This window comes from Leuconostoc sp. UCMA20149 (assembly GCF_030400235.1).
Classification (GTDB): Bacteria; Bacillota; Bacilli; order Lactobacillales; family Lactobacillaceae; genus Leuconostoc; species Leuconostoc pseudomesenteroides.
In genome coordinates this window covers 1-14596 of sequence record NZ_VJYC01000003.1, presented here as the reverse complement: position 1 = coordinate 14596, position 14596 = coordinate 1, and the positions used below count along the sequence as shown (strand labels likewise).

General features: G+C 39.2%; 14 protein-coding genes and 1 other annotated feature. Of the genes, 5 read left to right on the top strand and 9 right to left on the bottom strand.

All coding sequences use genetic code 11. The annotated features are described in order from the left end of the window. Positions 1–39 precede the first annotated feature (39 nt). Positions 40–1983, bottom strand: coding sequence for a putative polysaccharide biosynthesis protein (locus tag FF105_RS03300; protein ID WP_010279063.1), 1944 nt, complete (start codon positions 1981–1983; stop codon positions 40–42). Between the two features lie 89 nt (positions 1984–2072). Further along, positions 2073–4499 carry a leucine--tRNA ligase gene (gene leuS / locus FF105_RS03295; protein ID WP_010279060.1) on the bottom strand — a complete coding sequence of 809 codons (2427 nt, stop codon included), beginning with the start codon at positions 4497–4499 and terminating at the stop codon, positions 2073–2075. 100 nt (positions 4500–4599) lie between these two features. Next, positions 4600–4801: a binding site (T-box leader), on the bottom strand. Between the two features lie 99 nt (positions 4802–4900). Here leuS and FF105_RS03290 point away from each other — a divergent pair. Genes FF105_RS03290 through FF105_RS03280 form a run of 3 tightly spaced genes read left to right on the top strand, consistent with a single transcriptional unit; the run spans position 4901 to position 6763 of the window. Then, positions 4901–5488 (top strand): phosphatase PAP2 family protein, encoded by a 588-nt coding sequence (locus FF105_RS03290; RefSeq protein WP_010279057.1) that lies wholly within the window; start codon positions 4901–4903, stop codon positions 5486–5488. After that, the gene (locus tag FF105_RS03285) at positions 5472–5993 is read left to right on the top strand and encodes a hypothetical protein (RefSeq protein ID WP_031941016.1); all 522 of its coding nucleotides are present in this window, start codon (positions 5472–5474) and stop codon (positions 5991–5993) included. The genes FF105_RS03290 and FF105_RS03285 overlap by 17 nt, the downstream gene beginning before the upstream one ends. Positions 5994–5995: 2 nt before the next feature. Further along, on the top strand, positions 5996–6763 hold the full coding sequence (locus FF105_RS03280; protein ID WP_010279054.1) for a peptidylprolyl isomerase: 768 nt from the start codon (positions 5996–5998) through the stop codon (positions 6761–6763). A 35-nt stretch (positions 6764–6798) separates the two neighbouring features. Here the strand turns inward: FF105_RS03280 and FF105_RS03275 are convergent, their stop codons facing one another. After that, complete coding sequence (locus tag FF105_RS03275) at positions 6799–7239, bottom strand: universal stress protein (RefSeq protein ID WP_290046343.1); 441 nt, start codon at positions 7237–7239, stop codon at positions 6799–6801. Between the two features lie 119 nt (positions 7240–7358). Then, on the bottom strand, positions 7359–8093 hold the full coding sequence (locus FF105_RS03270) for an amino acid ABC transporter ATP-binding protein (protein ID WP_010279051.1): 735 nt from the start codon (positions 8091–8093) through the stop codon (positions 7359–7361). Positions 8094–8232: 139 nt separating this feature from the next. On the opposite strand from FF105_RS03270, the gene FF105_RS03265 reads away from it, so the two are divergent. Beyond that, complete coding sequence (locus FF105_RS03265; protein WP_010279049.1) at positions 8233–8370, top strand: hypothetical protein; 138 nt, start codon at positions 8233–8235, stop codon at positions 8368–8370. 86 nt (positions 8371–8456) lie between these two features. Here FF105_RS03265 and tuf read toward each other — a convergent pair whose 3' ends face one another. From tuf to FF105_RS03250, 3 genes are all read right to left on the bottom strand, one after another. Continuing rightward, a complete protein-coding gene (gene tuf / locus FF105_RS03260; RefSeq protein ID WP_080519256.1) occupies positions 8457–9644 on the bottom strand; it encodes an elongation factor Tu in 1188 nt (395 codons plus the stop codon). 164 nt (positions 9645–9808) lie between these two features. Beyond that, positions 9809–10732 carry a hypothetical protein gene (locus FF105_RS03255; protein WP_010281450.1) on the bottom strand — a complete coding sequence of 308 codons (924 nt, stop codon included), beginning with the start codon at positions 10730–10732 and terminating at the stop codon, positions 9809–9811. Positions 10733–10840: 108 nt separating this feature from the next. Continuing rightward, complete coding sequence (locus tag FF105_RS03250) at positions 10841–12688, bottom strand: ribonuclease J (protein ID WP_010281448.1); 1848 nt, start codon at positions 12686–12688, stop codon at positions 10841–10843. A 274-nt stretch (positions 12689–12962) separates the two neighbouring features. Between FF105_RS03250 and FF105_RS03245 the strand changes: the two genes are divergently transcribed. Further along, complete coding sequence (locus FF105_RS03245) at positions 12963–13592, top strand: hypothetical protein (protein ID WP_010281446.1); 630 nt, start codon at positions 12963–12965, stop codon at positions 13590–13592. A 91-nt stretch (positions 13593–13683) separates the two neighbouring features. On the opposite strand, the gene FF105_RS03240 is transcribed toward FF105_RS03245, so the two are convergent. Together FF105_RS03240 and FF105_RS11605 are read right to left on the bottom strand one after the other, a co-directional pair. Then, entirely contained in the window at positions 13684–14337 is a 654-nt protein-coding gene (locus tag FF105_RS03240; RefSeq protein ID WP_290046342.1) for a WxL protein host-binding domain-containing protein, read from the bottom strand. A gap of 62 nt (positions 14338–14399) precedes the next feature. Further along, positions 14400–14596: integrase core domain-containing protein (locus FF105_RS11605; RefSeq protein ID WP_336621641.1), on the bottom strand; the 197-nt coding region annotated here is incomplete at its 5' end.

The window sequence follows — 14596 nt, the reverse complement described above, 5'->3', positions numbered from 1 at the left end:
CTTTAGAATATTTTATGTTATCAAAAAAGCGATGACTACTCATCGCTTTGAACGTAATATTTTTGGCACAAATCGCATCTTAGATCCTAATAATTCATCAGCTAACCCGATACGAAGGTAAGTCATAATCAGAACAGTGCCTCCAACTAATACGGCAACAAACGTTGTAACCGTAACAGATAGTTTAGTATCCATCGGAAATACAAAATTGCTGAAAAAGAAAACGACTAATCTGGCAATTACTGCCATTACAGCAGATGCCACAAACATACGCCACAATTCACGCCCAATTGTACTAAATGATACGCCATACTTTGATTTCAAGAAATCAAGCATGTAAGCGATCGCAACCGCCATGCCAATGACGCTGGCCATTAGAGCACCCATTCCTTCGAAAAAACGAATTAACGGTATTTGCAAAACAATTTTAATTACAAATCCTGCTACAAATGCTTTCATCACGATCGACACTTCCGACAATGCCTGTAACACGAATGATAGTAGCATGAATAGACTGAACACAATGGCCAAAATAGTCGAATATTGAAGCAAATAGATTCCATCTTGATTTGAGGGCCCAATTGGATAAAACATTTTATATAAAGGTCCCGCAACAGCATACATTCCCAAAGCACTTGGTAACATGATTAAAGCAAACAATTTCATAACTTGTTTCAATTGCGTCTGTATATCCTCATGAGTTAGTGTTGCTTTACTGCCCGATATCATTGGCAAGGCCGTAGCTGCAATGCTAGTAGAAAACGGCACAATAATCATGATTAACTTGTTAGGGTTGGCACTAAACAATGCAAATTGATTGAGTAGTTCAGTGTTTGAATTGGCAAAAAAATGATTCATAATGTCAAAAAAAGTATACTGATCAACCAGTTGGAAAAGCGTGATAGCTGATCCAATGATAATAAACGGCCATGACTCTTTTAAAATATTCAAAACCAAACCAAATGTTGGGGCATGATTTGTCGATTGCACATTCTCAATTGGTTGCACCAAAATGTGACGATACTTTGCCCATCCCCATATCAAAACCAGCATACTGAAAATAGCACCGATGAACGCGGCGAAAGTTGACTGCACGACAACACCTGTCCAATTTGTCGGGTTCGACTTTAAAATAATCACTGCCGTGACAAGCATATAAGCGACGCGAGCAATTTGCTCAATCACTTGTGACATCGCTGACACACTCATCAATTGGTGCCCCTGAAAAATACCCCGAATCATCGACATAAGTGGAAAAATCGCTACTGCTGGGGCCAACGAATGTAGTACTGGTATGACATTAGCATTACCATTAGACAACCACGGCGCTGCAACATATAAAATGGCGCCAAAGAGAATGCCCAAACCAATTCCAAGCCAAATCGACTGCCGAGTGAGTTGTCTCGAACGGTAAATGTCGCGTTTGGCAGTAAGCTCGGCAACAATCTTTGAAATCGCCGCTGGAATGCCAAACGTCGCGATAGCCAAAAAAACAGCATAAACGTTGTAGCCCTGTGTAAATAAACCATTTGCTCGGTTACCGTACACACCCAACATTGCCATCCAAGGCAAAATGTACAACGCACCCAAGATACGCGACACCATATTACCAACTGACAGCCATGCGGAACCTTTTACCAATGTTGCCTGGTTGTCGTTAACATCTGGCATAGGTGAAGGTACAACAGTTTGTGGTCGCGTATTTGTGGTCTCTGTTACCGTCAAGTTAGGCTTTTTTTGGATAATATTTTTGCGCGCTTGATCATTTTTTTGCTTTAATAACGCAACATCAGCATCGGACATCACTTTTTGTTGATGAGACTGAGGTACTGAAACACCGGCGCGTGATGGTGACTGTTTATTTTGCACACGTTTGCGTGCACGTGCCAAAATTTCCTCAGCACTTAACATTTGTCCATCCACATTGATTTTATCAACACGATTTCCGCTATTGAGATTTTCTGGACGTTGATCATCCGACATATTTAGTGACCCCATTTTTTGATATGTACCCTCACCTAGGTGAGGATTTACGTAACATCATTGATATAAATGTCACAACGTTTAAATTTTTAGCCTACTACAATATTAACAAACTTACCAGGAATCGCAATAACTTTACGAATTTCTTTGCCGTTAATGAAGTTTTGGACATTATCGTCTGCTTTAGCAGCCTCGACCATAGCATCTTTATCAATATCTATGGCAACAGTTGCTTTACCACGCACCTTACCGTTGACTTGGAAAATAATTTCAACCGTGTTCTCGACAAGCTGATTTTCATCATAAGTTGGCCATGGTTCGTAACTCACACCTTCAGTATTGCCTAATTTCTGCCATAATTCTTCGGCCAAAAATGGTGCAATTGGTGCTAACATTTGTACAAAGCCATTCATATACTCAATTGGTAAAGCATCTGACTTATAAGCGTCGTTAACAAAAACCATCAATTGCGAGATTGCCGTATTGAAACGCATGTTCTCTAAATCATCTGTGACTTTTTTGACAGTCTGGTTATAAACTTTATCCAGATCGCCAGGATTTACCGTTGTTACATGGTCACGCAACTTGCCCTCATCATCAACTAGTAATCGCCACACACGATCCAACCAACGGCGTGACCCAGCAACGCCTTCTTCAGACCATGGCTTGCTTTGTGTTAATGGTCCCATGAACATCTCATATACACGCAGTGTGTCGGCGCCATAGTCATTAACAATCTCATCTGGATTAACCACATTGCCTTTTGATTTAGACATCTTCTCGTGATTTTCACCTAAAATCATACCTTGGTTGACAAGCTTTTGGAACGGTTCTTTCGTTGGTACAACACCTAAATCGTACAAAAACTTATGCCAGAAACGAGCATACAATAAGTGCAAAACAGCGTGTTCAGCACCACCAACATATAAATCGACATTCATCCAGTATTTTAACTTTTCTGGATCTGCCAAAACCTTTGAGTTATGTGGATCAACATAGCGTAAGAAGTACCAAGAAGATCCAGCCCATTGCGGCATAGTGTTGGTCTCACGTCGTCCTTTAACACCATCTTCTCGTGTCACGTTTAACCACTCCGTCGCATTGGCAAGTGGTGATTCACCTGTACCTGAAGGCTTCAATTGATCTTGCGTCATTTCTGGTAAGCGAAGTGGTAACTCTTCCTCGGGTACAAGTGTCTGCGTCCCATCTTCCCAATGAATGACTGGGATTGGTTCGCCCCAATAGCGTTGACGAGAAAAAATCCAATCCCGTAATCGATAATTGACTTGTTTATGTCCAGCGTGATTGTCTTCCAACCAGTCAATCGCAGTGTTAATAGCCTCTTGCTTATTTAATCCGTCCAAAAAACCAGAATTAATATGCGTGCCGTCACCTGTATATGCAGCTTCATTCACATCCCCACCAGCAATTACCGGTGTAATTGGCAAATCAAACTTCTTAGCAAATGCAAAATCACGTTCATCATGAGCCGGAACCGCCATAATCGCTCCTGTACCATATGATGACAACACATAGTCGGCAATCCAAATTGGCAATTTTTCACCATTTATTGGATTAATACCATAAGCACCTGTGAAAGCACCCGTCTTGTCTTTGTTAAGATCAGTTCGCTCCAAATCAGACTTAGTTGCAACCATAGCTTGATAGGCGGCAATGGTCTCTGCTTGATCTGGCGTCGTAATTTTTTCAATTAAGTCGTGTTCAGGAGATAATACCATATATTTGGCCCCAAACAGAGTATCAGGTCGCGTTGTGTAAACTTCGATTTCATCATCAAAGCCATCAACTTTAAAGTTAACAGAAGCACCAGTTGATCGACCAATCCAATGCCGTTGTTGTTCTTTAATCGCTTCAGGCCAATCTAGTTCTTCTAAATCATCTAACAAGCGATCTGCGTACGCAGTAATGCGTAAAACCCATTGCTTCATGGGTTTGCGATAAACTGGATAACCACCGCGTTCAGTTTTACCATCAACCACTTCTTCGTTGGCAACAACTATACCACCGCCTGGAAAATCAGGCGCCCAGTTAACCATAATCTCATCTTCATATGCCAAACCTTTTTCGTACAACTTCTCAAAAATCCATTGTGACCATTTATAGTATTCCGGATCAGTTGTATTAATTTCTCTTGACCAGTCAATCGAGAAGCCTAAAGACTTAATCTGTTTTTTAAAAACTTGGACGTTCTTGTTTGTAAAGCCGGCAGGATTATTTCCCGTTTTGATAGCGTATTGTTCAGCAGGCAGCCCAAAAGCATCCCAGCCAATGGGATGTAAGACATTAAAACCCTTAGCACGCTTGTAACGACTAACAATATCCGTTGCTGTATAACCTTCTGGATGCCCGACGTGAAGCCCTTGACCTGATGGATAAGGAAACATATCCAAAACATAATATTTAGGTTTATCTGATTTATCCGGCGCTTTGAATGTCTGATTATCTTCCCAATATTTTTGCCACTTATGCTCAATTTCTTTGTGATTATATGCCATAAATTTATTCCTTTGTGTGATTTATTCCAAGTGAAACATCAAGCACTCTTTAGATTAGCCGGCTTCAAATAAAAAAACCTATGCCATGCAAAAAAGCATGACATAGGGTGAAATTTGAATTCACGGTACCACCTATGTTCACGTACTACTACGTCTCTATTTGCCTTAACGCGGGCAAACGTTACAGACTACTTGATGTTTCACCCGTAATTCAATCAACCGAGTTCCGTATTTTGTTTGATAAGTTTTCAGCGCCACTTATTCTCTACAACCCCGCCATACGTACTAATGTTGACTATAATGGTTTCATTATATCACATCTCTACACAATCGGGTATAATCATTGTATGCGTAAATTACACACAATCCCCATTCTGCCTTGGATATCTTTGATAACTTTTATGACTTTAACAATTGGTGTGTTGTTAAAAACTAAATTCATACAACAACTTGACACCTTTGGGCAAGGATTAATTCAACATTACGATCATCAACATAACTGGTTTTTCACAACAATTACTAGTATTGGTAATGTCAGTTGGAGTGCTATTATTCTGGCAACTATTTCACTTTGGCTCATCTATCACCACTTTTATCGTGAAACGCTATTCATTGGATTTAATGTGATTGTGTTTGCGGGTTTAAGCAACCAAATCTTTAAAAATATTATTGCTCGACCGCGCCCAACACCTCATTTGGTTCCTGCATCTGGGTTTAGTTTTCCTTCGGGACACGCGATGGTAGCCGTTTTACTATATGGCAGCCTAATTATCATTTTACATCGTCACCTAAAATCTAATTGGCTACGCCACTTAGCTTCCTATATGCTGATTGGATTAATCATTTTAATTCCCATTAGTCGCGTCTACGTCAATGTTCACTATCCGAGTGATATCTTAGCTGGCATGACAATAGCATATACCATGCTCTTTGCCAGTCAACAACTATTTTTCAAAAATAAAGGAGTACATGATGATTCCGTCAAGTAATACATTTACACATCAATTAATTGAACAAAATATTAAAATTGGTGATTTGGTTTTGGATGGGACAACAGCTAATGGCGTTAATACACGCTTTTTAGCAACGCGTGTTGGTAACGAAGGCCATGTATTGAGCTATGCAACCACAAAAGATAACGCCAACGCCGCAGCCGCCTCACTCTTCATGAGCGGTTTATCAGAACGTGTCACTTTGCTTGGCCACCAAATTACACCACAATTACGTACTGATATGGGCGAACGAAAACAAATTAGTGTTGCAATTTTTGATTATTCGTCTGATACAGAAAACACACATGATCAGCCCTCAAATCTGATTGATCAAATTTCGTTAGTTTTGCCAAAACTAACGCATGGTGGTCTCTTGATTACAAAATTTAATGCAACGCCAGAAGATTGGCTAGATTATTTGTCAGAACTTATTCCAGAAGATTTCAGTCAAGCTAACTATACGACATCCACAACTCAGACATTTATCATCGAAAGGATTTAATCATGAAAAAATTCGCCCCACAAATCATAATGGCAGTGATTCTTGTACTGCTAATCGCTGGTATTGTTGGCTACCAGCATTTCGCTAACTCATCAAACTCAGAGACGTCAACCACAAAAAAGGATCCAAAGTTAGAAAAAGTTGCTTTACCTCAATTGACTAATACTGTGTCTGAGAATGAAAGTGAAGTCACGCTGCATACGAGTTATGGCGATATCACTATCAAATTATTTAACAAATATGCACCATTAGCTGTTGAAAACTTTATCACTCATGCTAAACAAAGCTACTATAACAATACAATCTTTCACCGTGTGATTAACAATTTTATGATTCAAGGTGGCGATCCCAAGGGTGACGGCTCAGGCGGAGAGTCAATTTGGAAAGGCAAAGACAGTAGCATTGATAGTGGTAATGGTTTCAAAAATGAAATTAGCACATCACTTTATAATATTCGTGGCGCCGTATCAATGGCTAATGCTGGAGCAGACACAAATGGTAGTCAATTTTTCATCGTTCAAAACAAAAAAAATCTTTCAAAGCAAGTCGACGCCAATAATTACCCTTCAAAAATTTATAATGCCTATAAAAAAGGCGGTGTCCCTAGCCTAGATGGCGATTACACTGTTTTTGGTCAAGTAATCAAAGGCATGTCAGTAGTAGACAAAATTGCTGAAGCAAAGGTTGAAGACAGTAGTTCAGGAGAAGCTTCAAAACCAGTTGATCCTGTCAAAATTACGAACATCACGATCATTAAAGAAGCCAAGTAAAAACACCAAATGATTTTCAACATTTGGTGTTTTTTTTACTTTTCAGAAGTACGCATGATGAGAACATCTGTATTCGCAACTTGTGTCACAAATGATGGAACAGTTCCAGCCATTGCCCGTTGTAGTCGACTCAACCCTGTTTCCCCAATCACAATCAAATCATTTTTGTGATCCTTAGGAAAGTGACGAGCAATTACTTGCTTTGGTGATCCAAAACGAACATGAACATCGACATCGGTATGACCTAAACTCTGCGCATACTCATAAGCCTTGTTGATTGAAGCTTCAGCATCTTGCTCCATCTGATATACAACATCATCACTCATCGCAATTGAACCAAAATAGCCACCGCCATTGGTATCGACAACAGTTAAAATGTCAATATGCGCTTCTGGAGCAAATTCAATCACCTTTTTAATTAGCGTGTTCGATACCTCTGAACCGTCGATTGCTACTAAAATATTGTGATATGCCATGACCCAACCTCTTATCGTTCTTGATACTTTTATTATAACGCTATTTCTTCGAAAATGTAAGCGCTTTTAATAACTTACATCATTTTCAGTAAATTTAAGTATCAATCGCAGGCATAAGATTATAGAACTTTCTGTAAAAAGTCTCGTGCTCGTTCTGTTTTGGGCGTTTCAAAGAAAGTTTTTGGTTCAGCAATTTCTTGAATACCACCGTCAGCCATAAACCACACTTGATCCGCAACTTCTCGTGCAAAACCCATTTCATGCGTGACCACAATCATCGTCATGCCATCCTCTGCCAGTTGTTTCATTACTGCCAAGACTTCACCAACCATTTCCGGATCTAGTGCACTTGTTGGTTCATCAAAAAGCAACATGTCGGGGGACATTGCCAGCGCACGTGCGATTGCCACACGCTGTTTTTGACCACCAGAAAGGCTTGCAGGATATTGGTCTGCCTTGTCAGACAGTCCGACTTGTGCCAATAACCGTTTAGCTGTTTCTGTGGCAATTTTATCATCTTGCCCCTTTACTTTAAGGGGTGCTAGTTTGATGTTTTCAAGAACTGTCAGATTTGGGAATAGATTGAACCCTTGAAAAACCATACCCATTTTTTCACGAAGCTGATCAAGCTGAATTTCTTTTAAATTGGTTAGTTGGTTTCCCTCGAACAAAACGTCCCCACTTGTCGGGGCATCTAACATATTAATCGCTCTCAAAAATGTTGATTTACCTGCACCTGATGGGCCGATGACAGCAATCACTTCACCTTTCTTTACAGTAACGTTAATATCTTTAAAAACTGTTTTGTCACCAAATTTCTTTGTTAAATTTTCAATCACCAATAAATCAGCCATATCGCTCTCCGTTTCGAATTATTAATTTATATTATACACGATTTTCATATATATGCAGTTTATATACATTATAATTTGAATAAAATGTATATTTTTGCATAAAAAATAATGTAAAATTAAGAAAAAGTGGAGGACCATAATGGCAAAAATTGTTAATCGTGAAGAAACTCAAACAACCCCGATAGATGACCTTTTCGTTTTACCAAATGAAAAGGAAGATGATGTTGCACGAACGGCTGCTTTAGGTCGAGACAGCGAGACTGAGACACATAAATAATCACACCAAACAGGTATGCTATTGCGTACTTGTTTTTTATTAAAAAAAAAGAACATGCAATGCATGCCCTTTTAAAACTAATAATATTAGTCTTCGATTTCAGTAACTGTTCCGGCACCAACAGTGTGGCCACCTTCACGAACAGTAAACTTCAAACCTTGTTCAATGGCAACTGGTGAGATCAATTCGATTTCGAATGTCACTTGGTCACCAGGCATAACCATTTCAACACCTTCTGGCAATTCAACAACACCAGTAACATCTGTTGTGTGGAAGTAGAATTGTGGACGGTAGTTTGTGAAGAATGGTGTATGACGACCACCTTCTTCTTTACTCAAGACATAAACTTCGGCCTTGAACTTCTTGTGTGTTTGAATTGAACCTGGCTTTGCCAAAACTTGACCACGTTCGATTTCGTTACGATCAACACCACGCAACAATGCACCAATGTTGTCACCCGCTTGAGCTTCTTCCAAAGTCTTACGGAACATTTCGATACCAGTTACAGTAGTCTTCTTAACTTCATCCTTCAAACCAACGATTTCAACTTCAGTACCAGTAGTCAATACACCACGGTCAACACGACCAGAAGCAACTGTTCCACGACCAGTAATTGTGAAGACGTCTTCGACAGGCATCAAGAAAGGCTTGTCAGTTTCGCGCTTTGGTTCTGGAATGTATGAATCAACAGTATCCATCAATTCTTCGATAACCTTAACTTGTTCAGGGTCACCTTCCAAAGCCTTCAATGCTGAACCCTTGATAACAGGAATATCATCACCAGGGAAGTCATATTCAGACAAAAGTTCACGAACTTCCATTTCAACCAAGTCGATCAATTCTTCATCATCAACCAAGTCTGTCTTGTTCAAGAACACAACAAGATAGTCAACACCAACTTGACGTGCCAACAAGATGTGTTCACGTGTTTGTGGCATAGGACCATCAGTTGCAGCAACAACCAAAATAGCACCATCCATTTGAGCAGCACCAGTGATCATGTTTTTAACGTAATCCGCGTGACCTGGGGCATCAATGTGGGCATAGTGACGCTTCTCAGTTTCGTATTCGATGTGAGAAGTGTTAATAGTGATACCACGTTCTTTTTCTTCAGGCGCGTTATCAATTTCAGCAAAATCAGTTGCTACTTTACCTTGCTTTTCAGACAATACCTTTGAAATAGCAGCAGTCAAAGTCGTCTTTCCATGATCGACGTGTCCAATAGTACCAATGTTAACGTGGGGCTTAGTGCGAACGTAAGTTTCCTTAGCCAATGTAGTTTCCTCCAAAATTCATTTTTCAGTAATTCTGAAAAATGTTTATAAATATATTTTACAACGCAAGCCGTCAAAAGACAACAAGTAACTTGCATTTTTCCGGCTCTTGAAGCCAAAAATTATTATACCGACTTATTAAGAAAATGTAAACACTTTTAACATTAATTTTCAAAAAAGCTGTTTGTAATTTCATTTACTTTATCATGCCAATATTTTTGCAGTCCAACTTCAGTATGATTTGATTGTCCATAGTAGCGATCTAGACTGCTATCAACCCAGCTGTCAGCATCAATAATCACGTCGTCAGTTTGTGGGTACAAAAGTGTTAGCTCTAATCTCATTTGATGGGCTAACATTTCCAACGCTACAGGATCTTCTTGACCCAATCGATCGTCAATTAATGTCGCAATTTTTTCAAAAACTTCGGAACTCGTCAATGGATTAATGTGGTCAAGACGGATAGTGTAAAGTTGTTCATCTAGCCAGCGATATTGAACGGGTTCTTGAATATCTAGCTTTTGTAAATCTTCTAATAAAGTTGCGCGTATTAGCGGCAAGGCAAATGGATCAACTAATAAAAATTTAGCGCCGATAACAAAATCAGCCACCGGTAGCCTTCTAGCAGCCTCGTAACGATTACGTTGCGCATCCAAGTCGTAGTCGCTCATGTGATAAAACTGACGACTAATCGTTGCTAAAGTTGTTGCCATTGTCTCTTTGGCGTGATTTTCAGCAGTTCTAATTTCATCTAGAATATCTGACTGTGTTTGTTCATCATCCCATAACATTGCTAATTGTTGCGCGTAAACAAAGCTCTGATTTTGGACTGCCAGTGCCACTATCATTCGAAAATGTGTTTCATCGTCGAGATATTCTGCCAAAAAATCGTCAGCATAAGAGGAAGCCAATTGATATTGTTTATCCATAAATAAAGCTGTCACTAAGCGATAATTAATGTCAAAGGTCTGCAAGTTTTCATATAAGTCAGCAAGTGTTTCCGCAGCATCGTGCCAGTTTTCTTGTTTCATTTCTAGTTGTGCACGGTCAATAAGTGCTTGTGTTTCTGGCGTAATATGGTCGGTCATTTTTTCGGTCACATAACAAATTATGAAAATTAAGAATCAACTCATAATTGTTACGATGCTCCTTTCTTTATTAGTCAAAAACCCAACTCACTTGAGTTGGGATTTTTGTTATTCAGCCGTTTTGGGTTGCGGACGACGATTGTTAGGACGACGTGGTCCCTTCTTAACAGTCTTTGTCACCTTGGTAACATTGGGATTACCCGGTTTTTTTGGTATTTGACGCTTATTTGATTGCGCTCCTGATTGTGTCGTTGTTGACTTATGGTTATTTGGTCGTCTGTTTTGATTAACTTCCATTACCACAGGCATCACCATTGGGCGACGACGAGTCTGTTCAAACAAGAATCTTGAAAGTACTTCTCGAACACTATTTTTCAGCTCATTCCAATCAAAATTTTTAGTATTACTAAGGTAATCTTCAATTTGTTTAACCGTTAAGTCTGAGGCTTCTTTCATCAAATCACGATTTGCTTTAACATACACAAAACCGCGCGACGTTAACTTGGGTTTTGAAACAACTTGCCTCTTTTTGCGATCAATCGTCACAACGGAAACAAAAATACCATCTTCAGATAAAATGCGCCTATCGCGAAGCACTACATTACCGATATCACCGATCCCTGCGCCATCAATCAGTGTTTCGCCAATTGTAAATGAATCTTGTAACTCAAAGTGATCATCCAACCATTTGAATTGATCACCTTTCATAGCCATCATGATATGGTCTTCGGGAATATTGACTTCCTCAGCAGCATCTTTTGCAGCTGTCATCACACGATACTCACCTTGAATAGGCATAAAATAATCCGGTTGCATGATGTTAATCATCATTTGTAAATCATTCCGAGAGGCATGACCACTTGACCGCATATCATTACTGATTTGCTTGACATCTGCTCCCTGTTTAAACAACATATCCCGCGTCTTCGCAACAACGCCCTCCATTGCAGTTGAAGGCGTCGTCGTTATAAATACGAGGTCATCTTCACCAATATGAACGTACTTATCCTCGCCATTAGCCATCCGGTTAAGATGTTTAATCGGTTCTCCCATGCGACCGGTTTCAAGAATGACGGTTTGACTAGCCGCCAAATTTTTTGCATTTTTCAAATTCACAAAAAGCTTACTTTCAGGAATTGGCAAATCCAACTTTTTCAAACGAATTGCTGTTCTCACGACATTTTCAATATCGTTTCCCGACAAAACCAGTTGCCGCTTTGTTGCAGCAGTGGCATTGATTACTTGCTGAATTCTTTGAATGTTTGACGCAACCGCAGCAACAATAATGCGTTTTTTCTTATTGTCTCGGAAAGTCTCTAAGATATAATCGCCAATTTTCGATTCATTAACTGAGTCAGCGCCGCCTTCTGTACCAGCCGCATCGGCCAACAATGCCAAGACTTTACTTTGGCCAACTTCCACTAGACGTGCAATATCTGTCCGGTAGTAACTTTCAGCAGTTTGGTCAAATTTGAAATCACCGGTATATACAACTTGCCCGTATTCAGTCCCTAGCACAATCCCTAGCGATTCTGGAATTGAGTGTGTAGTATTGAAAAATGATACCTTGACATCGCCAAAATCAATTTCAGTCTTTTCATTGACAACATGATAGTCGTCGTAATCTTTTAAGGCGTCTTGATCCTTGATAGCCAGTTTAGCTAATTCAATCGTTAATTCAGAGCCAAATATTGGCACATTTACTTGTTGCAGAAAATAAGGTAATGCCCCAATCGCATCAGCGTGTCCATGTGATAAAAATACACCAGCAATTTTATCTGTATTTTTGATTAAATACTCAAAATCTGGTACAACCACATCAACACCAAGCTGATCAGTTTCGGGATATTTCAGCCCAGCGTCCAAAATAAAAATTTCGTCATTCACAGTCACAGCATACATGTTTTTCCCGTTTTCGCGGACTCCGCCAAACGGAATAATACTTAAATTAGTCATAATTCTTCCTTATAAATGATATTTGAAAATAGCAAGCAACAGGGTTGTTTGCTTTCTCTTTTTTTCGTATAAATCATAACAGGATTCTACTGGTCTTATAACACTGAGGTCATCCTTGTTGCTTGTCTCGATACTTCACTAGCTTCTATTTTAACATACTTTTCTCTCATTTTCTGTTATTATTGATGTAGCCTACGCTCGACTATTATTTGTTGATCAAATTACGTCAAGTCATTGGCAAAGTTTTCCCCACTCAGAAAGGAATTTATTTTTCATGCAGCGTCAACCTTTTAAAAAATCACATAAAAAACGGAATTTAATTATCACGTTGGTAATCGTCGTCGCACTGGTTATTGTCGGTTTTACAGTTCTTGGGCAACAATCTAATGACAGTAAAACAACCACTTCATCATCTAGTACGAGTTCAAGTAAAAAGAAAAAAACAACTAAAAAAGCATCAACTTCTAGTACAGAATCTTCTACAAGTGAAGTTTCTAGCGCTGAAAGTTCAAGTACTGTCACTGTAACACAAGCACCAGCAAGCGCTAGTAGCGAAGTCGCAGCTGCTATTAGTAGTGCAAAACAAGACGCAACACAAGCACCCGTTGATAGTTCAGCCAGCAGCAGTGTTTCGTCAAGTGCAGCCTCAAGCAGTGTTGCAACAACCACAGTTGGTAAGTGGACACTGTCAGCATATAACAACTTAGCCTTAGGTAGCACTTCATACAATACCATTCGTCAAACTTATGGTGACCCAACCTATTTGACGGCTGATAGCCAGTATGCCTATGCCACATGGCAGAGTCAAAGCGGTGCCAAAGTAGTCATTATATTTACACCAAGTGGCAGTGAAAATAATGTCCAATTGATTGCTAGCAGTAAATCACAAACTGGACTTCAATAAACAAAAAAGTCAATTTCAAAATCGAAATTGACTTTTTTGATGACTATTTTATGTATTGTTGAGCAATATGCTCAACATGATTCGTTAGCTGTTATGACTTCTTCTCATGCCGTAAGATTTGCTTCTTTTGCTTAAAATGTTGATAAAGTTTGTAAGTGATTATAATTAACAATATGATCAAGAGCCAATACCACCACTTCATCGTCCACCTTTTGACCATTTGGGTTTTGACAGGAGTACCAACTGTAAAATGTTGCGAGAATCGCCAAATATGCCCTTGTTTATCCTTCATCACTACTTTAGCCAAGTAACGTCCGGACTTCAAATCATTATCCCCTTTAAACACCAAATTAAAGTTAGATGTTGGCGCAATTTGACGTTGGGTTTCATGACGTGACATTATTTGTTTTTTATTTTGAAGATCTGTTATATCACCGTCAACAGTTACATCAGAAATGTTGATTTGATTTGGCGCCGACATTTTCCAGATGACATTGGGTCGATATAATTGTGTCTTTGTTTTGATGGTTTTAGCAACAATTTTTGGTTGAACCTGCTGATCATTTTCTCGTATCACACAGCCTATCACATAACTAAAACGATTCTGCATACCACCCTGCTCTTTGATCTTATCATCTAACTGTTTTGTGATATAGATACCACCTTCGATAATACCATTGAAAGGCTGTTGCGGCATGTTAACGTCAACAACGATTGTTGCTATAGTCTTAGCTGGTACAGTCACAATTTTAGGACCACTATAATTTGCTCAGAAGTCAATAAATTGGACTATTTTTATTCAGTTAATTAGGCGACATTTGAGATACGATTGCGATTATAAAAATTGATATACCAACCAATGGCTGCTTGGACTTCAGTTAATGTTTTGTATGCCTTCAAATACACCTCTTCACGTTTCAATATTGAATGAAATGCTTCCATACGGCCATTATCGTATGGATGTCCTTTGAGTGAATATGAATGTTTCAAGCCATAATTTTGAC